Annotated in this window: 19 protein-coding genes; 9 read left to right on the top strand and 10 right to left on the bottom strand. The window is 63.0% G+C overall.

The window, feature by feature from the left end:
- Nucleotides 1-2 precede the first annotated feature (2 nt).
- Nucleotides 3-1,034: a deoxyribose-phosphate aldolase gene (gene deoC / locus ACWHXP_RS15290; RefSeq protein ID WP_489624806.1), complete on the bottom strand. Its 1,032-nt coding sequence runs from the start codon at nt 1,032-1,034 to the stop codon at nt 3-5.
- Nucleotides 1,035-1,279: 245 nt separating this feature from the next.
- Between deoC and ACWHXP_RS15285 the strand changes: the two genes are divergently transcribed.
- Nucleotides 1,280-2,101: a DeoR/GlpR family DNA-binding transcription regulator gene (locus tag ACWHXP_RS15285; RefSeq protein WP_034336049.1), complete on the top strand. Its 822-nt coding sequence runs from the start codon at nt 1,280-1,282 to the stop codon at nt 2,099-2,101.
- 30 nt (nt 2,102-2,131) lie between these two features.
- Here the strand turns inward: ACWHXP_RS15285 and map are convergent, their stop codons facing one another.
- Entirely contained in the window at nt 2,132-2,929 is a 798-nt protein-coding gene (map, locus tag ACWHXP_RS15280) for a type I methionyl aminopeptidase (protein ID WP_034336051.1), read from the bottom strand.
- Between the two features lie 234 nt (nt 2,930-3,163).
- On the opposite strand from map, the gene ACWHXP_RS15275 reads away from it, so the two are divergent.
- Nucleotides 3,164-4,075 carry a LysR substrate-binding domain-containing protein gene (locus ACWHXP_RS15275; protein WP_134221503.1) on the top strand — a complete coding sequence of 304 codons (912 nt, stop codon included), beginning with the start codon at nt 3,164-3,166 and terminating at the stop codon, nt 4,073-4,075.
- Between the two features lies 1 nt (nt 4,076).
- On the opposite strand, the gene ACWHXP_RS15270 is transcribed toward ACWHXP_RS15275, so the two are convergent.
- From ACWHXP_RS15270 to ACWHXP_RS15235, 8 genes are all read right to left on the bottom strand, one after another.
- A complete protein-coding gene (locus ACWHXP_RS15270) occupies nt 4,077-5,360 on the bottom strand; it encodes a glycosyltransferase (RefSeq protein ID WP_489635638.1) in 1,284 nt (427 codons plus the stop codon).
- 77 nt (nt 5,361-5,437) lie between these two features.
- Entirely contained in the window at nt 5,438-6,610 is a 1,173-nt protein-coding gene (locus ACWHXP_RS15265; RefSeq protein WP_489635639.1) for an MFS transporter, read from the bottom strand.
- 99 nt (nt 6,611-6,709) lie between these two features.
- Nucleotides 6,710-7,585, bottom strand: coding sequence for a nucleotidyl transferase AbiEii/AbiGii toxin family protein (locus tag ACWHXP_RS15260; RefSeq protein WP_489635640.1), 876 nt, complete (start codon nt 7,583-7,585; stop codon nt 6,710-6,712).
- On the bottom strand, nt 7,573-8,661 hold the full coding sequence (locus ACWHXP_RS15255; protein ID WP_489635641.1) for a hypothetical protein: 1,089 nt from the start codon (nt 8,659-8,661) through the stop codon (nt 7,573-7,575). Before ACWHXP_RS15255 ends, ACWHXP_RS15260 begins: the two co-directional genes overlap by 13 nt.
- Before the next feature lie 218 nt (nt 8,662-8,879).
- The gene (dgoD, locus tag ACWHXP_RS15250) at nt 8,880-10,028 is read right to left on the bottom strand and encodes a galactonate dehydratase (protein WP_088755358.1); all 1,149 of its coding nucleotides are present in this window, start codon (nt 10,026-10,028) and stop codon (nt 8,880-8,882) included.
- 88 nt (nt 10,029-10,116) lie between these two features.
- The gene (locus tag ACWHXP_RS15245; protein WP_121044395.1) at nt 10,117-10,755 is read right to left on the bottom strand and encodes a 2-dehydro-3-deoxy-6-phosphogalactonate aldolase; all 639 of its coding nucleotides are present in this window, start codon (nt 10,753-10,755) and stop codon (nt 10,117-10,119) included.
- A gap of 46 nt (nt 10,756-10,801) precedes the next feature.
- On the bottom strand, nt 10,802-11,761 hold the full coding sequence (locus tag ACWHXP_RS15240) for a 2-dehydro-3-deoxygalactonokinase (protein ID WP_489624811.1): 960 nt from the start codon (nt 11,759-11,761) through the stop codon (nt 10,802-10,804).
- Nucleotides 11,762-11,779: 18 nt separating this feature from the next.
- On the bottom strand, nt 11,780-12,754 hold the full coding sequence (locus ACWHXP_RS15235; protein WP_489635642.1) for an aldose 1-epimerase: 975 nt from the start codon (nt 12,752-12,754) through the stop codon (nt 11,780-11,782).
- A gap of 543 nt (nt 12,755-13,297) precedes the next feature.
- On the opposite strand from ACWHXP_RS15235, the gene ACWHXP_RS15230 reads away from it, so the two are divergent.
- From ACWHXP_RS15230 to mmsB, 7 genes are all read left to right on the top strand, one after another.
- Nucleotides 13,298-14,269: an ABC transporter substrate-binding protein gene (locus tag ACWHXP_RS15230; RefSeq protein ID WP_039789112.1), complete on the top strand. Its 972-nt coding sequence runs from the start codon at nt 13,298-13,300 to the stop codon at nt 14,267-14,269.
- Nucleotides 14,270-14,395: 126 nt separating this feature from the next.
- Nucleotides 14,396-15,946, top strand: a complete 1,551-nt coding sequence (locus tag ACWHXP_RS15225) for a sugar ABC transporter ATP-binding protein (RefSeq protein WP_489624813.1) — start codon at nt 14,396-14,398, stop codon at nt 15,944-15,946.
- The gene (locus ACWHXP_RS15220) at nt 15,943-17,022 is read left to right on the top strand and encodes an ABC transporter permease (protein ID WP_489635643.1); all 1,080 of its coding nucleotides are present in this window, start codon (nt 15,943-15,945) and stop codon (nt 17,020-17,022) included. Before ACWHXP_RS15225 ends, ACWHXP_RS15220 begins: the two co-directional genes overlap by 4 nt.
- Entirely contained in the window at nt 17,019-18,041 is a 1,023-nt protein-coding gene (gene yjfF / locus ACWHXP_RS15215; RefSeq protein ID WP_489635644.1) for a galactofuranose ABC transporter, permease protein YjfF, read from the top strand. Before ACWHXP_RS15220 ends, yjfF begins: the two co-directional genes overlap by 4 nt.
- Nucleotides 18,042-18,259: 218 nt before the next feature.
- A complete protein-coding gene (chvE, locus tag ACWHXP_RS15210) occupies nt 18,260-19,333 on the top strand; it encodes a multiple monosaccharide ABC transporter substrate-binding protein (RefSeq protein WP_276841322.1) in 1,074 nt (357 codons plus the stop codon).
- 494 nt (nt 19,334-19,827) lie between these two features.
- Entirely contained in the window at nt 19,828-21,384 is a 1,557-nt protein-coding gene (mmsA, locus tag ACWHXP_RS15205; protein ID WP_039789107.1) for a multiple monosaccharide ABC transporter ATP-binding protein, read from the top strand.
- Nucleotides 21,385-21,467: 83 nt separating this feature from the next.
- The gene (gene mmsB, locus ACWHXP_RS15200) at nt 21,468-22,679 is read left to right on the top strand and encodes a multiple monosaccharide ABC transporter permease (RefSeq protein ID WP_039789105.1); all 1,212 of its coding nucleotides are present in this window, start codon (nt 21,468-21,470) and stop codon (nt 22,677-22,679) included.
- Nucleotides 22,680-22,712 lie beyond the last annotated feature (33 nt).

Genomic DNA, 22,712 nt, shown 5'->3' with positions numbered 1-22,712 from the left:
GCTTAGCCGATGGCATGCCGGTTGAAGGCGGAGTAACGGCCGGTGACGTGGTGTTCCAGCTGGCGTTCGATATCGGCCAGCAGGCTGGAGGCTCCCACGCGGAACAGATCGGGTTGCAGCCAGTCGTCACCCAGTTCTTCCTTCATCAGCACCTGGTATTCGAGAACATCCTTGGCCGTGGCGACTCCGCCTGCGGGCTTGTAGCCGACTTTGATACCGGTCATCTCCTGGTACTGGCGGATCATGCGCAGCATCACCAGCGAGACCAGCGGCGTGGCGTTGACGCTTTCCTTGCCGGTGGAGGTCTTGATGAAATCAGCGCCCGCCATCATGCAGACCATCGAGGCCTTGGCGACGTTGCGCAGGGTCTTCAGTTCGCCGGTGGCGAGGATGGCCTTGACGTGGGCGTCGCCACAGGCCTGGCGGAAATCGCGCATCTCGCGGTAGAGCGCTTCCCAATTGCCGGTGAGCACGTGTTCGCGAGTAATGACGATGTCGATCTCGGCGGCACCATCGCGCACCGAGGCTTCGATTTCCTTGAGCTTCAGGGCGTGCGGATTGAGACCTCCCGGAAAGCCCGTCGACACCGCCGCCACCGGAATATTCTTTCCTTCCAGCGCTTCCACTGCCGTCTTCACGAAGCGGTGATAGACGCACACCGCACCCGTGGTCAGCCCGCGTGCCTGCATGCCCAGCGCCTCCAGCAGATCGGCGCGCACCGGATTGGCAGCCTTGGCGCACAGGCGGCGCACGCGTTGCGGGGTATCGTCGCCGGACAGCGTGGTGAGATCGATGCAGGTGATGGCCTTGAGCAGCCAGGCGGCCTGCGCATCCTTCTTGACCGAGCGGCGGCCCTTCAAGGTGGCGACGCGCTTTTCGGCGGCGCTCAGGTTGATGCGCAAGTGTTCGAAGGCGGCAGCGTCATAGGGCTGCACGCTGTTGCGCGGATGGCCGGCGGGCGCGCTATCCTCGCGCACGATGTCGGCCTCGCCCTGCGCACGGCGCAGGGAAGGGGTCTTGCTGGTCATGTTCATGGCTGCGTAACTTTTAGTTAATTACCGTAGGCTGGTGCCGACGGGCAGGTCTCTTCCATGTGCTGCTTGCGCTGGGTCAGGCTTGGCTCTTGCATGCATCGACGCCGTCCGCCGGCCTCGCTACAATGTGGCCCAACGCGCTAAATGTTTTGCAAATAACATTTAATGGCTGTAACGTTACATCCATAACTTTTAAGGCGCAACCTTTTTTTATCTGCAACATTTCCCGATCAGGAAAACGCCTCATGGCATCGATGACCCCGACGTCGACCGGAAAGCCGGTCCCTCAACCCACGCTGGGCGAACGCGCACGCGCCCAGCGGCTCTCGCGCATGCAGGACATGATCCGCGAGCAGGGCCCGACGCCGCTGGCGCGCATTGCCGAAGTGCTGGGAGTGACGGTGATGACGGTGCGGCGCGACCTGGCCGCCGACGATTCACCGCTGATCTGCCTCGGCGGGCATGTGCTGGAAAGCAGCCCCGGCGCTGGCGAGAACCGCTATTCGATCGACCGCGAAGCCGACCAGCACGCCCAGCGCAAGCGCCTGGCCTGCCAGCGCGCGGCGCAGCGGGTGCAGGAGGGGGACAGCATTTTCATCGACTGCGGCACCACCATGACGCATCTGGCGGAGGCCTTGCCGGTTGATATCGGCCTGAGCGTGATTTGTTATTCCCTGAACATTGCCAACATCGTCAGCCAGCGTCCCAATACGCAGGTGATCCTGCTGGGCGGGCTGTATCACCCGTCATCGGCCTCGTTTGCGTCCGAAGAGGGCGTGGCCTATCTCAAGCGGCTGGGCGTGAACAAGGCCTTCCTGTCGGCGGGCGGGGTGGATGCGCGGCGCGGCGTGAGCTGTTCCAACTTCCACGAAGTGCCGATCAAGCAGGCGGCCATCGCCAGCGCGGCGGAGTGCTACGTGGTGATCGACCAGAGCAAGCTGGGCCGTTTTCGTCCGGCCTTCTACAGCACGCTGGAAGTGTTTTCGGGGATCGTGGTGGGCGGGACGCCGGAACAGGATCAGCTGGACCTGTTCTCGGACTTTCCCATCGAGGTGGTGGCAGGCTGAGAGCCGCCACCGGATTGATGCGCAGGCAGGTCAGTTGCGGGTGGCGATGGAGGGATAGTCGCCGCAGCCTTCCGGCCAGGGCGTGAGGATTTCATAGCCCTTGGCGGTGACCACCACCATGTGTTCCCACTGGGCCGACAGCGAGCCGTCAGCGGTCAGCACGGTCCAGCCGTCGTCGAGCTGGCGGGTGTGGCGCTTGCCGGCGTTGAGCATCGGTTCGATGGTGAAGATCATGCCTTCCTTGAGCGGCAGGCCGCTGTTGCGCTGGCCGTAGTGCAGCACTTGCGGTTCATCGTGGTAGATGGTGCCGATGCCGTGGCCGCAATATTCACGCACCACCGAGAAGCCGTCGCGCTGGGCCACGGTCTGGATCGCGTGGCCGACATCGCCCAGGGTCGCGCCCGGGCGCACTGCGCGGATGCCCGCGCACATGGCCTCGTAGGTGGTGTTGACCAGCTTGCGCGCGGTGGCGTTGGGGGAGCCGACGAAGTACATGCGACTGCAGTCGCCGTACCAGCCATCCTTGATGACGGCGACGTCGATGTTGATGATGTCGCCATCCTTGAGTACCTGGCCGCCGGGGATGCCGTGGCAGATCACGTCGTTGACGGAACTGCAGATGGTCTTGGGGAAGCCGTGGTAGCCGATGTTGGCCGGGGTGGCCTGCTGTACCTTGACGATGTGGTCATGGCAGATGCGGTCCAGTTCGTCGGTGGTGACACCGGCCTTGACGTGCTCGGCCACGATATGCAGCACTTCGGCCGCCAGTTGCCCGGCCACGCGGGCCTGGGCGATTTCTGCGGCGTTGCGCAGCTTCACTTTTCTCATGCTTGTCTGTTCGGTGGGTGCTGCGCGGTGCGCAGCGGTCGTTCGGGCGACTATTTTAGCCGGGCTGGCAGACGGCTGCCGCATCGGCACCCGGTAATGGCGATTTTTCGAGGCGCGGCGCAGACTTTTTTCCACAGCCGTGCTGACGCGGACTTGTCAGTAGAATCGATGCAGACCGCATGATTCATTCATCGCATTGATCAATCCAACAGCATCACCAACCAACACGAACCCATGGAACTGAGGCAACTGCGCCAATTCATCGCGCTGGCAGAAGAAAAAAGTTTTACCCGGGCAGCCACGCGCTGCCATGTGGTGCAATCGGCCCTGTCGTCCTCGATCCGCCTGCTGGAAGAAGAACTGGCGGCAGCGCTATTCGTGCGCACCACGCGCCGGGTGGAGCTGACGGCGGCCGGCGAGGCTTTCCTGGAGAGTGCCCGCCGTTCACTGGCGGCGCTGGAACAGGGGGCCACCAACGTGGCCGACGTCAATGCGATGCGGCGTGGCCGGCTGTCCATCGGCACGGTGCAGAGCCTGCCCTCCTTCGTCGATCTGCCGGCGCTGCTGGCGCGTTTCCACCGTCGCCATCCGGCGGTGGAGGTGCGGCTGTGCCAGGGCGCGGCCGGCGAACTGAACGAAAAGATCGATGCCCGCCAGCTGGACCTGGCCATCCTGCCCATCGAGGAGAGCGGGGAGGGTCTGCAGCAACACATCATCGCCTGCGACGAACTGGTACTGGCCTGCCATCCCAGCCATCGGCTGTCCAAGGCGCGTTCGGTGACACTGGAACAACTGGCCGGCGAGGGCTTCGTCGATTTCGAAACCGGGCTGGGTACGCGTGCGCTGGTGGATCGCGGCTTTGCGGAAGCAGGCTTGCGGCGTCGCGTGGCCTTCGAGGTCAGTGATCTGGTGACCTTGCTGGACCTGGTCGGGCATGGACTGGGCGTGGCGCTGTTGCCGCGCGATCTGGTGCATGCACGGCGTGGCAAGCTGGCCAGCGTCAAGCTGCGCGGGGTGGAGCTGTGCTGGGAGCTGGTGGTCACGCACAAGGCCGCCGCCCGCAATGGCGTTCTGGTGCTGGATGCGGCACCGGCGGCGTTTCTGGAGTTGTTGATGGAGCAGGCGCAGGCCCGGGAACAAAGCTGAATCAGCGCCCCGGCAGCAGCGCCTGTTCCGCCAGCTCAGCCAATCCTTCCGGATGTTCGCTGGCCTGCATCGAGCGGGCAATGGCGTGGCAGCGTTGCGCCACGTCAGGCGCTGCGAGCAGGCGCGCCAGCGCTGCTTGCAGGCGTGCTGCGGAAAGGCGTTTGGCCGGAATGATCTCGCCCACCCCCAGCCGTCTGATCCGACAGGCATTGTCGAACTGATCGTAGGCAAACGGCACCACCAGCTGCGGTACGCCTGCCCGCAAGGCAGCAGCGGTGGTGCCGATACCGCCGTGATGGACGATGGCGGCCACCTCCGGCAGCAGGGCATCGAAGCTCACATAGGACTGCCACAGCACGCCCTCGGGCAAGACTGCCGGCAGTTGTTCGCGATGCCGGGTCACCAGCAGTGCGCGGCGGCCCAGAGCCTGTGCAGCCCGTACAGCGCTGGCAAAGAACTGCGCGGCATGCTGATGACCGGAACCTGGCGTGAATACGATGGGGGCCGGGCCGCTGTCCAGAAACTGCCGCAGCGCAGGTGTCCAGTCCGATGGCGAAGACGACGCCGGAGGCGGAAATTGTCCGCTCAGGAAAGGCTGCGGCCAATCTGGCTGGACCGCGCCGAACCAGTCCGGGAACAATCCCAGCGATGCATCCGGTGCCTGCATCACGTGCGCAAAGAAATGCGCCACCGGCGGCAATCCCAGCCTGGCCCGCACGGCATTGAGCGCGGGCAGCGCGGGCGGATCGATCATCCAGCGGTGTGCCAGTGACCACAGGGTCTTGCGCCAGGGCAGCGGCAGCCAGCCGGGGACGGGCAGCGATCCCATGGCCAGCAGGTCATGGCTGCTGCACAGGTTGGAGGGGGCGAGATAGGTGGCGACGATGCGCAGTCCGGGGCGCAGGGTGCGCGCAATGTCAGCCGCCGGGACCAGCAAGGGATGGCTGAGGATGACGCACTCTTCCTCTGCAGGCAATTGAGCCACCAGCTGGTGCAGGCAATCGATGTAGGGTACGGCGGCCCGGCAGATCACCTGCCAGCCCCGGCGCTCATCCCACAGGTCCGGATTGGCCAGCACGGCCTGGAATTCTTCAACGCTGCCCAGGGGATAGCAGGACAGTCCCGCTTGCTCGAACAAGGCCGCATGAAAACGCGGCACCACCATCAGTACCCGATGTCCCCGCGCTTGCAGGCCGAGACCGAGCGAGAGGAAGGGCAGCATGTCGCCGGTGGTGCCGGTGGTGGCGAGGATCAGCAGGGGAGCTGGGCGGGCAGGCGCTGGCATGGGTGGTTTGGGGGCGAAATGAAGATGGCTTCAGGGGTGCGCGCCACTGTAGCCGATTTCGCTTGCCCTCGCCGTCGTCAGATGAAGCGTTTGACCGCTCGAGGCCCGACCAGCGCCACCACCATCATCACCAGCGCCACCCCCACGAAGCTCACCCGCAGCCCCAGGTGCTCGGCCACGCCCCCGATGCACACCGGCCCCAGCAGCATGCCGACATAGGCGAAGCGCGCCACGGCGGCGATGCTCTCGGCAGCCGGCATGCCCGGTACGCGCGCGGCGGCGAGGAAGAAGATCGGCATCAGGTTGGCGATGCCCAGCCCGGCCAGCAGCAGGCCGGCCATGGTCGCCAGCGGTGTCGGCAAGGCCGCCGCCAGCGCGATGCCGGCAGCCCCCGCCACCCCGCTCCAGAGCAGCGTACGCAGGCCGCCGATGCGTGCACGGATGCGGTCGCCGGTCAGCCGCCCGGCCGCCATGCCGGTAGAAAACGCGGCGTAGCTGTAGCTGACCCAGGCGGCGGGCGACTGGGCGATGTCGCGCATGTACACGGCGGCCCAGTCATACATGCCGCCTTCGCACATGAGTGCCAGGAAGGAGATCACGCCCAGCACCAGGACCATGCGGCGGGCGGATTTGTCGGTGCCGGGCGTGCTCGCGGTTTCATCATGGGCATCGTCTGGCAAGGCGAAGGGGCCGATGGACAAGGCCACCGACAACGTCACCACCGCCACCAGCGCGGCATGCGCCAGGGGCGACAGGCCGGGCAGGGCGCCCAGCGCCGAGCCGGCGATGCCGCCGATGCTGAACATGGCGTGCAGGGTGGACATGATGGGCCGGCTGCGGCCGTTTTCCACCAGCGCGGCCTGGACCGACATGGCCACGTCGAAGGCGGCCATGGCGCTGCCGAACACCAGCAGCAGCGCCACCAGCATCCAGAACTGCGGGGCCAGCGGGATCAGCAGCAGCGTGGCCGCGTAGAGCATGCCGGCCTGGCGCAGGGCGCGCGCGCTGCCCACGCGCGCGATCCACTTGCCGGACTGGCCCATGGTCAGCAGGGCACCGCCGGCCACCGCCAGCATGGCCAGCGACAGCACCGCATCCGACAGGGCGAAGCGATCCTTCACCGAGGGAATCAGGATGCCCCAGGTGGCGAAGGTGGCCCCGTTGACGAAGAACTGCGCCATGGTGGCACGGGTGGCGTTGCGGATGCGGTGCGGGTGGAAAGCGGGGGCGGATGAGCTGCCTGAATGCATGGAGAGGTCTGGCGAAAGTCAAAGATCGTCACTTTGCCAGTTTTTGATTCATTCGTTAAATGGATTATTCAGATCAGCTTGATCGATTCCACAGATGAATCACGCTGGCCCTCTGATGCCGAGCGCCCTCAACCAGGCATCAATCTGGCCATAGGCGTCTTGTTGCCATTGTTCAGGTGTGCGTTCGCCGAGGACCTGCGATTGCTCGACGAAGTGGCGCACACAGGTAGGTCCGAAACCGTCGACGCTGTCGAATTTGCGGTCAATGAAACCGTAACCGGCTGCAGCGCTGGGATGCTGCAGCAGGGCGCGGCATTCTTCTGCAAGCACATCCGCCCCGCCCGGATAGTTGCGGATGCAGTAGTAGATGTCATAGGCATCCTTTTGCTTGTAGCGCCCTTCGATGGCGTGCCCTTTCATGGCCAGCAAGGCGGGGATCGAGCACACGGCGATCTCGACCCGATTGGTCCCGCCGGCTGGCATGGGGCCGCTGATGGCGACCCATTGATAGAAACGCAGGGCGAGATCGGCACCATCGGCGCGCTGCACGGCGAAGTCGCTGATTAGCGGCGGGACGTTCTTGACGATCTCCGCATCGCGCGGCATGAGGAAGTCGACAATGATGTCGATGGGCGCGCCTTCGTCTTCGGTGGGAACTTGCCGCAGCAACTGGAAGCGGCGCAGGTCCCGGCGCTGCTGATATCCGTGTTCCTGCAAGGCTTCTACCAGCGTTGCGTATTCACCGTCACCCAGCGCTTCGGCATCAAGGCTGAGGTCAACGTCCACCGTGCCCACGTGCGGCATGTCGTCATTGCCCAGCAGCAGCCACGGAACCGCACCGCCGACGATGGCGAATTTGCCTTTGAAACTCCCGAGGATCTGACCGATTTCGATCAGGACTTTTTTGACTGCAGTACTTGTACGATCATCGTAATCAGTGGCGGATTGCGGTTCGCCGGGCGTCAGCTTTTCCATGTGAGCAATGTCTTTCTGAGATGGTCTGCGGCCTCCCGTCCGCGTTCGCCTGCGTGGTACAGGTCTAGATAGGTTTGAATGGGACTGGTGCAGACCGCGCCGGGCGCGGGTTCCTGCGTGTCACGAAGAAGATCGGCGTCGTCAAGCAGGTTCACCATGACGTTCTCGCCTTTGGCCGCAGAGGACAGCTTCAGGGCGGACTGCAGTGATTCCAACCCGGCTTCCGTTGCCTGGAAATAATGGGTTCCGGTCCTGGCGTAGGGGGCCAGCCATTGCGCCGCCGAGAACGATGAAAATGCAGCTGCGGGGAGTTCGTCTTCCCGGTGACGGCGCATGGCGTGCCGTGCCGCCTGTTCAAAGGCGCTTCCGTGCAGGGGCGTGTAGAAAGCCAGACGCTCACCGGCCGGTGGTGTATAGGCATCCTGCCATTCATCCAGCAAGGCATCCGGTTCTGACAGCACCAGGCCGCCCTCCGCCACCTGGGCCCATTCGCGCTCCAGCAGAGCCGTGCGCACATTGCTGACGTGGCCGAGGCTGACCGCCGCTGCCTGAGCCAATTCCATGACGCGCCAGGCGCGCTGCGGGTCGCGCAGCAACACCCGCAACACTTGCGCTGATTTCGGTTTGAACAAGGAGCGCAGTGCCCGTCGGTCGGCAACGGGTTTGCTGGCCACCTGCCGTTCGATGAAGATGCCGTCGAAGACCAGGCGGGCATTGCCTTCCAGATCCAGGAAACCGGCTTCATGTTCACGGCACAGCGCCTGGGCATCGGGAGACAGGTAAGGGGCGATCAGGACGGGCGTGGCGTCCTTTGCGTGGTGCGACATGTAATCGCGCAGGGTCAGCAAGGCATGGCGCACATGGCGCGGTTGCCCGGAGGAATTGGCTTCGCACACCAATGCATGGCGTTTGCCTGCGACCTTGATCCGCGCCGTGAAATCGACGCCTGAATCCGCCATGGCGGTCTCGTGCTCGATGTCCAGCAACTTGAGCGCAGGCACCTGCAGCAGCAACGAGCGCAGGGCATGGGCTGCTTGGGTCTCAAACGATTTCATTGAATGATGTGTTTTCAGCATATGATGAAATTAGCACTTTCGATGAAATTGTCAACCCATGTTTTCAGTAAAGTGGTATGTTTCAACATATGTTGAAATATGCGTTATTGGTGAAATATGCGCCGCTAATGTTCAGGCAGGATTATTGTTTGGCATCTCGCTAAACGCAAAAAAAACCCGGCCAGCTTGCGCCGGACCGGGTTGAGGGACTACCGAGGAGGAAGTTTCGGCTTATCGCTTTACCATTCGGCAAAGCTGCCATCCTTGTGGCGCCAGATCGGGTTGCGCCAGCGGTGGCCGACTTCGGCGCGCTGACGGACATACTCTTCATTGATCTCGATGCCCAGGCCAGGGCCTTGCGGGATCTTGACGTAGCCGTCTTCATACGCGAACACGTTCTTGTCGCGGATGTAGTCCAGCAGGTCATTGCTTTCGTTGTAGTGAATGCCCAAGCTCTGCTCCTGGATGAAGGCGTTGTAGCTGCCGGCATCGACCTGCAGGCAGGAGGCCAGCGCGATCGGGCCCAGCGGGCAGTGCAGCGCCAGCGCCACGTCGTAGGCTTCGGCCATCATGGCGATCTTGCGGGTCTCGGTGATGCCGCCGGCGTGCGAGACGTCCGGCTGGATGATGTCCACATAGCCCTCGGAGAGGATGCGCTTGAAATCCCAGCGCGAATACAGGCGCTCGCCCAGGGCGATCGGGGTCGAGGTCAGGTGGGCGATTTCCTTCAGGGCTTCCGAGTTCTCCGACAGCACCGGCTCTTCGATGAACATCAGCTTGTACGGCTCCAGTTCCTTGATCAGGACCTTGGCCATAGGCTTGTGCACGCGGCCGTGGAAGTCCACGCCGATGCCCACGTTCGGGCCCACGGCTTCACGCACCGCTTGCACGTTGGCCAGGGTCAGTTCGATCTTGTCGTGGCTGTCGATGAATTGCAGTTCTTCGGTGCCGTTCATCTTCACGGCGGTGAAGCCACGGGCCACGGCGTTCTTGGCCGCCGCTGCAGTATCGGCCGGACGGTCGCCGCCGATCCAGGAATAGACGCGAATCGAGTTGCGCACCGCGCCACCGAGCAGCTGGTGCACCGGTACGCCCAGGGCCTTGCCCTTGATGTCCCACAGGGCCTGGTCGATGCCGGCCAGTGCGCTCATGTGGATGGCACCGCCGCGATAGAAACCGCCGCGATAGAGCACGGTCCAGTGGTCTTCGATGTTGCGCGGGTCCTTGCCGACCAGGTAGTCGGCCAGCTCGTCCACGGCTGCCGCGACGCTGTGCGCGCGGCCTTCCACGATGGGCTCGCCCCAGCCGACGATGCCTTCGTCAGTCTCGATCTTGAGGAAGCACCAGCGCGGGGGCACGATGAAGGTGGAGATCTTGGTGATTTTCATTGTTCGGTCCGGTTATGCGTTTAATCTGTTCTGTAGATGAATGATCGCTGTGCGATCGGTGACAACGATGAATCTGGTGTGCGGGAAATCAGCCCAGCGCCTTCCAGGCCGCCACGAAGGCCTGTGCACGCTGGCGCACTGCGTCGGCGGACAGGCCCGGCGTGTAGAGCGCCGATCCGAGGCCGAAGCCGGAGGCACCGGCCGCGCGGAACACGGCCATGCCTTCGGGCGTGATGCCACCGACCGGCAGCAACGCGATGTCGCGGGCGATCACGGCACGCCAGGCCTTGACCACCTGGGGACCCAGCTGTTCGGCCGGGAACATCTTGAGTACGTCAGCGCCGTTGTCCAGCGCCGCAAAGGCTTCGGTCACGGTGGCCACGCCCGGTGCGCTGTACAGGCCGGCATCGCGCGCGGCACGAATCACGGCGCCATCGCTGTGCGGCATGACGATCAGCTCGCCGCCGGCATTCTTGACGTCTTGCACCAGCGCGGGCTTCAGGACCGTACCGGCACCGACGATGCAGTCCGCCGGCAGGCTCTTGCGCAGGATGCTGATGCTGGCCAGCGGTTCGGGCGAATTCAGCGGGACTTCGATGATGCGAAAGCCGCTCTCGTAGAGGGCCGCGCCGATGGCTTCGGCTTCCTCATTGCGCACGCCGCGCAGAATGGCAATCATGCCGGTGCTGCGCAGGGCGTCGTGGAATCGTTGGGAATGGGTGCTCATGGTCTTTTGTCCGGGTGCGTCGTAGGTGGTGCAGTAAAGGGGGCGATCAGGCCAGCAGGCCGGCGTGCTGCGCCAGGATCCACAGGCCCGCTTCGGTGGCGGCACCGGCCTCGGCGGCCGGGCCCAGTCCATACAGGTCCAGCGCCAGCTGGTAGCGGCGGCACAGGCCCGGGTCGCCGATCAGGACGATGGCCGGCGTGGTCGGATACAGATTCTTCAGGGCGGCGATCTCGTGGCCGATCAACAGGCCCGAGAGATAGTCGGGCTGCGCCTCGGCCGCCAGTTCACCGGTCAGGCCCAGGGTGCGGCTGCTGAAGATGTTGGAGAGCACGCCGCTCTTGCCTTGTGCGGTCCTGGCCACGCCGGCACCGCGCAGGAAGGCTTCGTCATCGGCCACCTCCGGTTTTTGCATGGTGCGGCCGAGGATGGTGTGGCCGCACAGCGCGCCATAGACTTCGCCGGTCATGAAGGTATCGAAATGTTCGATGCGGCCCTCGACCACGCGCACCCACTTCGAATGGGTGCCGGGCAGGCCGATCAGCAGCTCGCGCTCGGTACGGGTCTGCAGGGCACCGATGACCTGAGTCTCTTCGCCGCGCATCACATTGGGCAGGGCTCCGGCTTCCAGCAGGCCCGGCACGATCCACAGCGGACGGCCGAGGCCGGTGTCGACTTCGGTCAGCTGGCTGCCAATCAGCGCGGGGGCCAGCGGCACGTTCAGATAGGCGGCTTCACGCCAGCCCTGCTTGCTGCCGACCATGCCGGCCGCGATCAGCGGGGCGTCGGGCGCGGCCTTGAGCCAGTCGCCGCAGGCGGCTTCCAGCGCGGCGCGGTAGGGGGCGTGGGCATCTTCGCCGTGGCCCACGGCCGGCAGGTTCATGATGCCCCAGGGATGGGCGCGGCGCTCCACCACCTGGCCGCTGCGATCGAAACGATAGCAGCGCAGCGAGGAGGTCCCCCAGTCGAGGGCAATCAGGGCGCAGTCTTGATTCAGTGCTTGGTTCATCGTCATTCTTTGCCGGCGTCAGCGCGCCAGGCTTGTCTGTTGGGTGGTGGCACGGACTGGCTCCTGGGCGATCTCGCAGACCGTGAAGCGGGTCAGCAGCACCATGTCTTCTCCCGGTGCCAGCGCGATCAGGCCGGGCTGGTTCGGCTGGTGGAAGGCATCGATGGGATGCGTGACCGGTTCCAGGCAGAAATACGGCAGGCCATTGGGGCGGAACATCAGTACATAGCCGCTGCGATCCGTGGTGTGCATCTGCAGGCGCAGGCCGCGTGCCGGATCCTCGATCATGGCCAGACCGTCCCAGCCTTCGAAGCAGTTGTCGATCAGGCCGCCTTGCAGCGGGGCGGCGCGGTTGTAGTCCCAGCCGCTCGGCAGTTCCCGCGAGAAACCGGTAGGGATGCGGTCCGGCCCGGAGAGCCACACTCCGCGCGAACGGAATTGCAGGCGGGTTTGCGCGTCATGCAGGAAATACGGATGCAGGCCCAGGCCGTAGGGCAGGGTCTCTTCGCCCGTATTGGTCACGCGCAGTTCGATTTCCAGCGCGTTCTCGCGCAGGGTCAGTACCTGCCGCGCACGATAGACATAGGGGTTGCCGTCGCAGCGATGCGAATCCAGTTCCAGCGCCATGCGGTCGTCGGCCTGGGACACGATGGTCCAGGCCTGGCGCCAGCTGTCGCCGTGGATGGGATAGGGTTCGCCGGGACGATTGGGGCTCAGCGGATAATGCTTGCCGTTGAAATCGAAGCCGCCGCCGGTGATGCGGTTGGACCAGGGCAGCAGCGGGAAGCACGCGGTCGCGTACAGCTTTTCCGGGTCGGCACTCCAGGGGCGCAGCAGCGGCAGCCACTTGCGGTCACGCTGCCATTCCCAGCCGGCCAGTGCGCCGCCCAGCGTCGGCAGCACGTGCAGACGCTGGCGCCCTGATTGCAGGGTATGGATTTCCGGCAGCCCCTGGGAGCCTGCACGTTGGGCATCGCTTGCTCGGGATGGCATGGTGTCTCGTATCTTGTTATGGAGTGCTGCGTGCATCGTGGGCACGGGAACGCGTTGTCCATCGCGTCGTCCCCCTTGGGGCTGTCTGAAGTCGTCGGCAGGAAGAAGGAGTTGGCTCACGTGGGTTCGCGCCCGGTCTTCATGCAGTGCGCTTCAAAAAAAATCTGGCTGATCCTATCACCGCACTCCGATAGGGAATAATGAAAAAATCATCGCAAACGATATCAAAAATGCGCGCCGTCCGCAGTGAGGCAGGCAGTGAGGCAGCATGCGTGGCCGGCATGCGCCAGCTCGATGCACAGGCGGGGCGCGCTGCCCCAACGATGTGCGAAACGATATCGAAAAACATTAAAAATTCATTGGATGCGAATTGGTCGCTTGCCTAATATGGAGCGCGAATCAAGGACGATCAGGGCTGTCCGCGATTCCAACCGCACCGCGCCGCTTCCAATCCATACCTACAAGTCAAACGCATTCCGGCGCAGCGCACCCCACGCATAGAACAAAGGGAAGTCCACAATTCCCTGTCAACGGAGACTGACAATGAATTCGAAGAGAAGAGCGCTTCTGGGCGCAGCCATTTGCATGAGCCTGGGTAGCGCCGTGAGCTTCCCCGCCTTTGCCGCCGACAAACCACTGACCATGGGCTTCTCCCAGGTGGGTGCCGAAAGTGAATGGCGCACCGCCAATACCGTATCGATCAAGGATGCCGCCAAGCAGGCCGGCGTCAACCTGAAATTCGCCGACGCCCAGCAGAAGCAGGAAAACCAGGTCAAGGCAATCCGCTCCTTCATCGCGCAAAAGGTCGACGTGATCGCCTTCTCGCCGGTGGTGGAATCGGGCTGGGAAACCGTGCTGCGTGAAGCCAAGGCCGCCAAGATTCCGGTCATCCTGACCGACCGCGCCGTCAACGTTTCTGACAAGTCGCTGTATGTCACCTTCATCGGTTCGGACTTCGTGGAAGAAGGCCGCCGCGCTGGTCGCTGGCTGCTGGACAAGGCCAAGTCCATGCCCGCCGGCGACATCAACATCGTCGAACTGCAAGGCACCGTCGGTTCGGCACCGGCCATCGACCGCAAGGCCGGTTTCGAGGAAGTCATCAAGAGCGAACCGCGCCTGAAGATCATCCGCTCGCAGACCGGCGACTTCACCCGCGCCAAGGGCAAGGAAGTGATGGAAGCCTTCCTCAAGGCCGAGGGCAAGAAGATCAACGTGCTCTACGCCCACAATGACGACATGGCCATCGGCGCCATCCAGGCCATCGAAGAAGCAGGCCTCAAGCCGGGCAAGGACATCACCATCATCTCCATCGATGGCGTCAAGGGTGCCTTCGAAGCCATGATGGCCGGCAAGCTCAATGTCACCGTCGAATGCAGCCCGCTGCTGGGCCCGCAACTGATGCAGATCGCCAAGGACATCAAGGCCGGCAAGGAAGTCCCCAAGCGCATCACCACCGAGGAAGGCATCTTCCCGGCGGAAGTGGCGGCCAAGGAATTCCCGAACCGCAAGTATTGATGCCTGCATGACGGCAGCGCGCGCGCACTGGATTGCCCAGGGCGCGCGCGGTGCTGGTGTGGCCTGATGGGAGTGCGCAAGACGGCGCGCGCCCGTCAGGATTCCGATGCTTCTGATGGAGTTGCGATGACGATGTCTGTCGGGACGCAGGCGCGTCCCATGCTGGAATTGAGCGGTATCCACAAGGCATTCGCGGGCGTGAAGGCGCTCACCGATGTCGGCCTGCGGCTGTTCCCGGGGGAAGTGCATACCCTGATGGGACAGAATGGCGCAGGCAAGTCCACGCTGATCAAGGTCTTGACCGGCGTGCATGAACCCGATGCAGGCAAGATCGAACTGGATGGCCGCGCCATTGCGCCGGCCTCTACGCTGGAGGCGCAGTCGCTGGGCATCAGCACGGTCTACCAGGAAGTCAACCTGTGTCCCAATCTCTCCGTGGCCGAGAACATCTTCGTCGGCCGCTATCCCCGCCGTTTCGGCCGCATCGACTGGAAGAGCGTGCATGCACAGTCGAAGCAATTGCTGCAGCAGCTGCAGATCGACATCGATGTCGGCGCGCTGCTGTCGTCCTATCCGCTGGCGATCCAGCAGATGGTGGCGATCTCGCGTGCGCTCTCGGTCTCGGCCAAGGTGCTCATTCTCGATGAGCCGACCTCCAGCCTGGACGAAGCCGAGGTCCAGCAACTCTTCAAGGTGCTGCGCCGCCTGCGCGAGCAGGGGATGGCGATTCTTTTCGTGACCCACTTCCTGGACCAGACCTACGACATCTCGGATCGCATTACCGTGCTGCGCAATGGCGTGCGCGAAGGCGAATATCTGGTTGGCGATTTGTCGCGCCTGGATCTGGTCAACAAGATGGTGGGCGTGACCGCCGTCGATCATCGCAAGGTGGAAGCGGGTGCCGAGGCACTGGCGGCCGGCTTGTCTGCCGATGAAGCCGGCAAGGGCGAGGTCTTCCTGCAGGCGGATGGTTTCGGCCGGCGTGGCGTGCTGTCCCCGCAGGACCTGGAATTGCGGCGCGGTGAAGTCTTCGGCCTGTGCGGTCTGCTCGGTTCCGGACGGACCGAGATGGCGCGCCTGCTGTTCGGTGCCGACCGCGCCGATTGCGGGCAATTGCGCATCGAAGGCCGCAGCGTGAAGCTCGACAATCCGCGTGATGCGATTGCGACGGGCATCGGTTTCTGTTCGGAGGATCGCAAGAAGGAGGGCGCGATCCTCGAACTCTCCGTGCGCGAAAACATCATCCTCGCGCTGCAGGCGCGCCAAGGGCTGTTCCGCGTGCTGCCGCGCAAGCGCCAGAACCAGATCGCCGCCGATTACGTCAAGTGGCTCGGCATCAAGACGGCCGATCTGGAGACGCCCATCGGCCTGCTCTCCGGCGGCAACCAGCAGAAGGCCTTGCTGGCACGCTGGCTGGCCACCGATCCGGGCATGCTGATCCTGGATGAACCCACGCGCGGCATCGATGTGCGGGCCAAGCAGGAGATCATGGATTTCGTCATCGCCATGTGCCGCAAGGGCATGTCCATTCTTTTCATTTCCTCGGAAATTCCCGAGGTCCTGCGCTGCAGCGACCGCATGCTGGTGCTGCGTGACCGCCGCGCCTGCGGCGAGTACCGTCGCGGTGAGCTCGATGAGCAATCGGTCTTGCAGGTGATCGCGGGAGAGGCCGCATGAGTGCATCCATGGATTCCAAACTGATTCCCGACAGCGCCGCCAGCGGCAGCGCGCCGGCTTTTGCAGCACTGCTGCGTCATCCGCTGGTGCGTCCCCTGGCAGCGCTGGCCTTGCTGCTGCTGATCGATTTCCTGCTGGTGCCGGGCTTCTTCAAGCTGGAGGTCAAGGACGGCCACCTGTATGGCGCACTGATCGACATCATCAACCGTGCTGCCCCGCTGATGCTGGCAGCGCTCGGCATGACGCTGGTGATCGCCACGCGCGGGGTGGACATTTCGGTGGGCGCGGTGGTGGCCATCTCGGGTGCCGTTGCGGCCGTTCTCATCGGCGGCAAGATGGTGGTGGTCAATGGTGTCTCCGAATACGTCAGCAACGTACCGATGGTGTGGGCACTGTGCGCGGCGATGGGTGCGGCACTGCTGTGCGGAGCGTGGAACGGCTTGCTGGTGGCCGGTCTCGGGCTGCAGCCCATCATCGCCACGCTGATCCTGATGGTGGCCGGACGCGGGCTGGCGCAGCTGCTCACCGATGGCCAGATCGTGACGGTGTATTACAAGCCCTTCTTCTTCCTGGGCGGTGGCTACCTGTTCGGCTTGCCGTTCTCGCTCTATATCGCCGGGGCCATGTTCCTGCTGCTGGCATTGCTGATGAAGAAGACCGCGCTGGGGCTGTTCATCCAGTCGGTCGGCATCAATCCGGTGGCCTCGCGCCTGGCCGGCATCCGTACTGCCGCGCTGATCTTCTTCGTCTACATGTTCTGCAGTGCCTGCGCTGGTCTGGCGGGACTGATGATCGCTTCCAACATCAAGAGTGCCGACGCCAACAACGCCGGGCTGCTGCTGGAACTGGATGCGATCCTGGCCGTGACCCTGGGTGGCACCTCGCTGGCCGGGGGCAAGTTCAGCCTGGTGGGCAGCGTCATCGGTGCGCTCATCATCCAGACGCTGACTTATACGATCTATTCGCTGGGGGTGCCGCCGGAAGTCAATATGGTGGTCAAGTCCATCGTGGTGTTCCTGGTCTGCCTGTCGCAGTCGCCGGAATTCCGCCGCATGTTGAGGATGTCCAAATCATGATGCTTGCTTCTTCCTTGCGGCGCGCTTCGCACGCGCCGTGGTTCACTTCCATGGTTACGGTGGCGCTGCTGGTGCTGATGCTGGTCATCGGGGCGTTTGGCTACGATGGCTTCCTGTCGCCGCAGGTGATGCTGAACCTGCTGATCGACAATGCCTTCCTGCTGGTGGTGGCCATCGGCATGACCTTCGTCATTCTCTCCGGCGGCATTGACCTCTCCGTCGGGTCGGTGCTGGCGCTGACCACCATGGTGGCGGCTTTCCTGCTGCAGAACTGGCACTGGCCGCCGCTGCTGGTGATTGCGACCGTCCTGCTGATGGGCGCGGGCTTCGGTGCGGCGATGGGCGCGATGATCCATTACTTCAAACTGCAGGCCTTCATCGTCACGCTGGCAGGGATGTTCCTGGCGCGCGGGCTGTGCTACCTCATCAGCATCAACTCCATCACCATCGATGAGCCGCTGTTCGTGGAACTGTCGCAGTCGCGGCTGGAGTTCGGCGGACTGTTCATCTCGCCCAGCGTGATCATCGCCCTGATCGTGCTGGCCGTGGCGATCTGGATGGCCCATGGCACCCGCTTCGGACGCGCCGTCTACGCCATCGGCGGCAGCGAGAGCTCGGCGCTGCTGATGGGCTTGCCGGTCGGACGCACCAAGGTTCTGGTGTATGCCTTCAGCGGATTCTGCGCATCGGTGGCGGGTGTGCTGTTCTCCTTCTACATGCTGTCGGGGTACGGATTGCATGCGCAGGGTGTGGAACTGGACGCGATTGCGGCCGTGGTCATCGGCGGCACGCTCCTCACCGGCGGCTATGGTTACGTGGCGGGAACACTGACCGGCGTGCTCATCCTTGGCGTGATCCAGACCCTCATTGCCTTCGATGGCAGCCTCAGTTCCTGGTGGACCAAGATCTTCATTGGCGCGCTGCTGTTCGTCTTTTGCGTCGCGCAGCGTGTCATTTCCCTGGGAGCCCTGCGCGGCAAATCGGCTGGATCGGCGAAAGCCGCGCCAGCCGTGGCTTAGGCGGGATTTTTTAAGCTTAATTAAGATAACTTTACATAGAGGGAGTTATACCGAAAAACATATCCATTACGCTCAAAAAATCATTAGAAATGTATTGGTAAAGCAATTAATGTAGAGCCCGCAAAACAGTTGCTCTGCATGACATTCATCAGAAATCACGGCGCTGTTTTAGATAACTACAACACGCCATTCCAACAATGAGACTGGAGACTCGAAGCATGAAAATCAAATCCGTATTGAGCGGTATTGCCCTCGGCCTGGGCGTCACCCTGATGTCCATCAGCGCCCAAGTGAGCGCACAGAGCAAGCAGCTGGTCGGTGTGGCCATGCCCACCAAGTCTTCGGCCCGCTGGATCGCTGACGGCAACAACATGGTCAAGGTCCTGAAGGAAAAGGGCTACCAGACCGACCTGCAATACGCGGAAGATGACATCCCCAACCAGCTGTCCCAGATCGAGAACATGCTGACCAAGGGCGCCAAGGTGCTGGTGATCGCCGCCATCGACGGCACCACCCTGACCGACGTGCTGCAGAAGGCTGCCGACAAGGGCGTCAAGGTCATCGCCTATGACCGCCTGATCCGTGGTTCCAAGAACGTCGACTACTACGCCACCTTCGACAACTTCCAGGTCGGCGTACTGCAGGCACAATCGCTGGAAAAGGCCCTGGGCCTGAAGGAAGGCAAGGGTCCGTTCAACATCGAACTGTTCGGCGGTTCTTCGGACGACAACAACGCCTTCTTCTTCTACAACGGCGCCATGTCGGTCCTGAAGCCCTACATCGACAGCGGCAAGCTGGTGGTGCGTTCCAAGCAGATGGGCATGGACAAGGTCGCGACCCTGCGCTGGGATCCGGCTACCGCCCAAGCCCGTATGGACAACCTGCTGTCGGCCTTCTACACCAACGCCAAGGTCAACGCCGTGCTGTCCCCGTATGACGGCCTGTCCATCGGTATCCTGTCCTCGCTGCGCGGCGTCGGCTACGGCAGCCCGCAACAGCCGTTCCCGTATGTCTCGGGTCAGGATGCGGAAGTGCCTTCGGTCAAGTCCATCATCCGTGGCGAACAGTACTCCACCATCTTCAAGGACACCCGCGAACTGGCCAAGGTCACCGTCGGTATGGTTGACGCCGTCCTGGGGGGCAAGCAGCCCCAGATCAACGACACCAAGACCTACAACAACGGCGTGAAGGTTGTGCCTTCCTACCTGTTGAAGCCGGTCGTGGTCGACAAGTCGAACTGGAAGGAAATCCTGGTGGGCAGCGGTTACTACACCGAAGCACAACTGAAGTAAGCATCATCGTGTAATACGCGGGCGGCCGGCATCCTTGATGTCGGCGCCGCCTGCGGCAGTACCGCAAGACCCAACAAGAACAAGAATCACCGTAAGAAGAACAGCATGGTCCCGCTCTGTGCGGGACCGGGGCCTGTTCCCCTTCAATCTGTGAGTGCGAGAGGTCGCCAAGCGTTGACTGCCTAGGCGTGGCGACGCGCCGTAGCGGTGCTACGGCAAGGAGCCGCAACAACGGCAGGCGACGCTTGGCGGCCTCTCCCGAAGGGTTGCTCCCAGAAGGCGCGCTGGCCGCGTTGCACGCTGCTGCTGGTGGCACCACCACCAGCAGCAGCGCGCGCCTTGCCAGCCCGCCTTCTGGGAGCAACGCATCTCACAGATTGAAGGGGAACAGGCCCTTCTTTCAGGAAGTCGCGCTTGCCCCACCGCAACGCGCAAGAGACAAACAAGTCCGGCTACGTGATCCACGCAAGCCCGGCAAATGAGAGGTCAGCATCATGAGCAACATTCTGGAAATGCGCGGCATCGAGAAAAGCTTCCCGGGTGTGAAGGCGTTGAACAACGTCAACCTGGCCGTGCGCGAAGGCGAGATCCATGCGATCGTCGGCGAAAACGGCGCCGGCAAATCCACGCTGATGAAGGTGCTCTCGGGCGTCTACCCGCACGGCAGCTATTCCGGCGATATCGTCTACAAGGGTGAGGTGCGTGCCTTCAAGGATATCCGCGACAGCGAACACCTGGGCATCATCATCATCCACCAGGAGCTGGCGCTGGTGCCGCTGCTGTCGGTGATGGAAAACCTGTTCCTCGGCAACGAGCAAGCCCGCGGCGGCGTGATCGACTGGGAACAATCCTACGTGCGCGCCAAGGAACTGCTGGCCAAGGTCGGTCTGAAGGAATCCCCGCTGACCAAGGTCGGTGACCTCGGTGTGGGCAAGCAGCAGTTGATCGAGATCGCCAAGGCGCTCTCCAAGGAAGTCAAGCTGCTGATCCTGGACGAGCCGACCGCCAGCCTCAATGAAAGCGACTCCGATGCGCTGCTGGAACTGCTGCTGGAACTGAAGCGCCAGGGCATCGCCTCGATCCTGATCTCGCACAAGCTCAACGAAATTTCCAAGGTAGCCGATTCGATCACCGTGCTGCGCGACGGCACCACGGTCGATACCTTCGACTGCCGCGCTGAACCGATCAGCGAAGACCGCATCATCCAGCACATGGTGGGCCGCGAAATGGCCGACCGCTATCCGCAGCGCGATCCCAAGATCGGCGACGTGATTTTTGAAGTGCGCGACTGGCGTGTACACCACCCGCTGCACTCGGACCGCCTGGCCATCAAGGACGTCAACATGACCGTGCGCGCTGGCGAGATCGTCGGCATCGCCGGGCTGATGGGTGCGGGACGTACCGAGCTGGCCAAAAGCATCTTCGGCCGTGCCTACGGCAAGAAGATCACCGGCCAGGCCTTCCTGCACGGCAAGGAAGTGGACCTGTCCACCATCGAGAAGGCCATCGACAAGGGCATCGCCTACGTCACCGAAGACCGCAAGGGCGATGGCCTGGTGCTGGAAGAAGACATCAAGAAGAACATCTCGCTGGCCAATCTGGGCGGCGTCTCCGAACGCACCGTCATCGACGAGGCGCGCGAGTACAAGATTGCTGCGGATTTCAAGCAGCAGATGCGCATCCGCTGTTCCAGCGTGCTGCAGAAGGTGGTCAACCTCTCCGGCGGCAATCAGCAGAAGGTGGTGCTGTCGAAGTGGCTGTTCTCCCAGCCGGAAGTGCTGATCCTGGATGAACCCACGCGCGGCATCGACGTCGGTGCCAAGTTCGAGATCTACAACATCATCAGCAAGCTGGCGGCCGAGGGCAAGTGCATCATCATGATCTCCTCGGAAATGCCGGAACTGCTGGGCATGTGCGACCGCATCTACGTGATGAACGAAGGTCAGTTCGTGGGCCACCTGCCCAAGGCCGAGGCCACGCAGGAAAGCATCATGCGCGCCATCATGCGCAACAAGCGCATTGATGATCCGGGCCTGTCGCAAGCCGCCTGAACACCCATTATCAAGCCGGAGCCAAACCGGCAGCATCACCCATAAAGTCCATCAAGACCAGAGAGCACCCGAGGAGCAAGACAATGGAGAGCATTGACATGAGCAAGAAACCGGCCGTCGCCAGCGGCGCCGTCGAAAAGAAGGACTACGGCAGCTTCCTGAAGAACAACATGCGCGAATACGGCATGCTGATGTCGCTGGTGGCCATCATGGCCTTCTTCCAGATCATGACCGACGGCACGCTGATGCGTCCGCTGAACCTGACCAACCTGGTCCTGCAGAACAGCTACATCGTCATCATGGCGCTGGGCATGCTGATGGTGATCGTGGCCGGCCACATCGACCTGTCGGTGGGCTCGGTGGTGGGCCTGATCGGCGCACTAGCCGCCGTGCTGATGGTGGATTACGGCTGGGGCTTCGTGCCGGCCTCCATCGTCTGCCTGATCGCCGGCGCCCTGATCGGCGCAGCGCAGGGCTACTGGATCGCCTACTTCAAGATCCCGTCCTTCATCGTCACCCTGGCCGGCATGCTGGTCTTCAAGGGCATGGCGCTGGCACTGCTGCAAGGCCAATCCCTGGGCCCCTTCCCGCAGACCTTCCAGATGCTGTCCTCGGGCTTCATCCCTGAGCTGACCGACAACACCACCTTCCGCACCACCTCGCTGATCGTCGGCATCATTGCCGCCGTGGTGCTGATCCTGGTGAAGCTGCATGGCCGCCGCAAGCAGACCAAGCATGGCATGGAAGATGAACCGGCCATGTTCTTCCTGCTCAAGAACGGCGTCTTCGCCATCGCCATCATCGCCTTCAGCTACCTGCTGTCGACCTATCGCGGCATGCCCAACGTGCTCATCATCATGTTCGCGCTGATGGTGCTCTACACCTTCATCACCAGCCGCACCACCCTGGGCCGCCGCGTCTACGCCGTGGGCGGCAATGAAAAGGCGGCCAAGCTGTCGGGCATCAAGACCGAGCGCGTGTCCTTCTTCACCTTCGTCAACATGGGCGTGCTGGCGGCACTGGCCGGCCTGATCTTCGCAGCGCGTCTGAACACCGCCACCCCCAAGGCGGGCCTGGGATTCGAACTGGACGTGATCGCAGCCTGCTTCATCGGCGGCGCATCGGCTTCCGGCGGCGTGGGCAAGGTCATGGGTGCAGTCATCGGCGCCTTCATCATGGGTGTGATGAACAACGGTATGTCCATCATGGGCATCGGCATCGACTACCAGCAGATGATCAAGGGCCTGGTCCTGCTGATGGCCGTCTGCTTCGACGTCTACAACAAGAACAAGTAATCCGGATCAAGCAAGGCGGGCCTGGCGCCCGCC

It is taken from the genome of Herbaspirillum sp. Her2, from assembly GCF_057961375.1.
This window is presented reverse-complemented; position numbering and strand designations above follow the sequence as displayed.

What these genes read in the sequence shown, in the direction of transcription:
- ACWHXP_RS15265 (WP_489635639.1), bottom strand. Translation starts at nt 6,610, where the DNA reads ATGCATTCAGGCAGCTCATCCGCCCCCGCTTTCCACCCGCACCGCATC.
- deoC (WP_489624806.1), bottom strand. Translation starts at nt 1,034, where the DNA reads ATGAACATGACCAGCAAGACCCCTTCCCTGCGCCGTGCGCAGGGCGAG.
- yjfF (WP_489635644.1), top strand. Translation starts at nt 17,019, where the DNA reads ATGATGCTTGCTTCTTCCTTGCGGCGCGCTTCGCACGCGCCGTGGTTC.
- map (WP_034336051.1), bottom strand. Translation starts at nt 2,929, where the DNA reads ATGAGAAAAGTGAAGCTGCGCAACGCCGCAGAAATCGCCCAGGCCCGC.
- dgoD (WP_088755358.1), bottom strand. Translation starts at nt 10,028, where the DNA reads ATGAAAATCACCAAGATCTCCACCTTCATCGTGCCCCCGCGCTGGTGC.
- ACWHXP_RS15275 (WP_134221503.1), top strand. Translation starts at nt 3,164, where the DNA reads ATGGAACTGAGGCAACTGCGCCAATTCATCGCGCTGGCAGAAGAAAAA.
- ACWHXP_RS15225 (WP_489624813.1), top strand. Translation starts at nt 14,396, where the DNA reads ATGACGATGTCTGTCGGGACGCAGGCGCGTCCCATGCTGGAATTGAGC.
- ACWHXP_RS15270 (WP_489635638.1), bottom strand. Translation starts at nt 5,360, where the DNA reads ATGCCAGCGCCTGCCCGCCCAGCTCCCCTGCTGATCCTCGCCACCACC.
- ACWHXP_RS15255 (WP_489635641.1), bottom strand. Translation starts at nt 8,661, where the DNA reads ATGCTGAAAACACATCATTCAATGAAATCGTTTGAGACCCAAGCAGCC.
- ACWHXP_RS15260 (WP_489635640.1), bottom strand. Translation starts at nt 7,585, where the DNA reads ATGGAAAAGCTGACGCCCGGCGAACCGCAATCCGCCACTGATTACGAT.
- chvE (WP_276841322.1), top strand. Translation starts at nt 18,260, where the DNA reads ATGAAAATCAAATCCGTATTGAGCGGTATTGCCCTCGGCCTGGGCGTC.
- ACWHXP_RS15240 (WP_489624811.1), bottom strand. Translation starts at nt 11,761, where the DNA reads ATGAACCAAGCACTGAATCAAGACTGCGCCCTGATTGCCCTCGACTGG.
- ACWHXP_RS15235 (WP_489635642.1), bottom strand. Translation starts at nt 12,754, where the DNA reads ATGCCATCCCGAGCAAGCGATGCCCAACGTGCAGGCTCCCAGGGGCTG.
- ACWHXP_RS15230 (WP_039789112.1), top strand. Translation starts at nt 13,298, where the DNA reads ATGAATTCGAAGAGAAGAGCGCTTCTGGGCGCAGCCATTTGCATGAGC.
- mmsB (WP_039789105.1), top strand. Translation starts at nt 21,468, where the DNA reads ATGGAGAGCATTGACATGAGCAAGAAACCGGCCGTCGCCAGCGGCGCC.
- ACWHXP_RS15220 (WP_489635643.1), top strand. Translation starts at nt 15,943, where the DNA reads ATGAGTGCATCCATGGATTCCAAACTGATTCCCGACAGCGCCGCCAGC.
- ACWHXP_RS15245 (WP_121044395.1), bottom strand. Translation starts at nt 10,755, where the DNA reads ATGAGCACCCATTCCCAACGATTCCACGACGCCCTGCGCAGCACCGGC.
- ACWHXP_RS15285 (WP_034336049.1), top strand. Translation starts at nt 1,280, where the DNA reads ATGGCATCGATGACCCCGACGTCGACCGGAAAGCCGGTCCCTCAACCC.
- mmsA (WP_039789107.1), top strand. Translation starts at nt 19,828, where the DNA reads ATGAGCAACATTCTGGAAATGCGCGGCATCGAGAAAAGCTTCCCGGGT.